Source organism: Klenkia terrae, from assembly GCF_900491935.1.
In the GTDB taxonomy this organism is placed as follows: domain Bacteria; phylum Actinomycetota; class Actinomycetes; order Mycobacteriales; family Geodermatophilaceae; genus Klenkia; species Klenkia terrae.
The window spans coordinates 1-1,361 of the sequence record NZ_UEXK01000016.1 but is presented as its reverse complement, the minus strand read 5'-3'; the positions used below and the strand labels follow the sequence as shown (position 1 = coordinate 1,361).

The following is a 1,361-nucleotide window of genomic DNA, read 5'->3' as shown; positions in this document are numbered from 1 at the left end:
CGCCGGCACCCACCGAGACCTACACAGGGGGTATCGTCGGCAGCGTCAGAGGTGTATAAGAGCCAGCCCACAGACCGGCCACCGACGGCCGGCCGCCCAGAGAGGGAACCCATGACCAGCTTCCTGACCGCCCGCCCCGTGCGCCGGGCGATCACCGGCACCGCCGTCGCCGCGGTGCTGCTGTCGGCCGCGGCCTGCGGCGGCACCACCCGTGGCGACGACGACTCCGCCGGTGGCGGCTCCGGGTCGACCGCGGAGGCCGACCCCGACGCCGAGATCCCCTCCGGCCTGTCGGTCGCCTTCCTGCCCAAGCAGCTGAACAACCCCTACTTCTCCGTGGCCGACGGCGGCGGAGAGCAGGCGGTCGGCGAGTTCGACGGCGAGTACAGCGAGGTCGGCCCGTCCGAGGCCAGCGCCTCCTCCCAGGTCAGCTACATCAACACGCTGACCCAGCAGGGCGCCGACGTCATCGTCACCTCGGCCAACGACCCCAACGCCATCTGCTCCGCGCTGGACCAGGCACGGGCTGCGGGCGCCAGCGTCGTCACCTTCGACTCCGACACCGACCCCGAGTGCCGCGACGTCTTCATCAACCAGGCCACCGCGGAGGGCATCGCGGAGACCCAGATCGACGAGATGGCCGACCAGATCGGCGGGACCGGCCAGGTCGCCATCCTGTCGGCCACGGCCAACGCGACGAACCAGAACACCTGGATCGAGCTCATGACCGAGTACGCGGCCTCCGAGTACCCGGACATGGAGATCGTCACCACCGTCTACGGCGACGACGAGGACGAGAAGTCCTTCCAGGAGACCCAGGGTCTGCTGCAGACCTACCCCGACCTGGCCGGGATCATCTCCCCGACCACCGTCGGCATCGCCGCGGCGGCCCGCTACCTGTCCGGCTCGGAGTACAAGGGCCAGGTCGCGCTGACCGGCCTGGGCACCCCGAACCAGATGCGCGAGTTCGTCGAGGACGGCACCGTCACCTCCTTCGCGCTGTGGAACCCCGAGGACCTGGGCTACCTCGCCGCCTGGGCCGGCGCTGCCCTGGCCGCCGGCCAGATCACCGGTGAGGAGGGCCAGACCTTCACCGCCGGCGACCTCGGCGAGTACACGGTCGGCGCGGACGGCGAGATCGTCCTCGGCGACCCGACGGTCTTCAACGCCGACAACATCGCCGACTTCGACTTCTGAGCCGGCTCCCCCTGCCCGCGGCCGCCGGCGGGCTGTCCCGCACCGGCTGGAGCCGGTTCGGCCACGACGCCGCCGCCTTCGCCAACGCCGACGATGCCGGCCCGCACACCCCCGGCGTCTCCGCCGCGGGCGCGCAGTGGCTGGCCGCCTCGCCGATCACCGGC

1 protein-coding gene is annotated in these 1,361 nt (G+C 71.9%); it reads left to right on the top strand.

The window, feature by feature from the left end; all coding sequences use genetic code 11:
• The first annotated feature begins 111 nt into the window (after nt 1-111).
• Nucleotides 112-1,197, top strand: a complete 1,086-nt coding sequence (gene rhaS / locus LFA75_RS23670) for a rhamnose ABC transporter substrate-binding protein (RefSeq protein ID WP_225236167.1) — start codon at nt 112-114, stop codon at nt 1,195-1,197.
• Nucleotides 1,198-1,361 lie beyond the last annotated feature (164 nt).

Excerpts from the sequence above, each read along its gene's own strand:
- rhaS (WP_225236167.1), top strand. The coding sequence starts at position 112 with ATGACCAGCTTCCTGACCGCCCGCCCCGTGCGCCGGGCGATCACCGGC.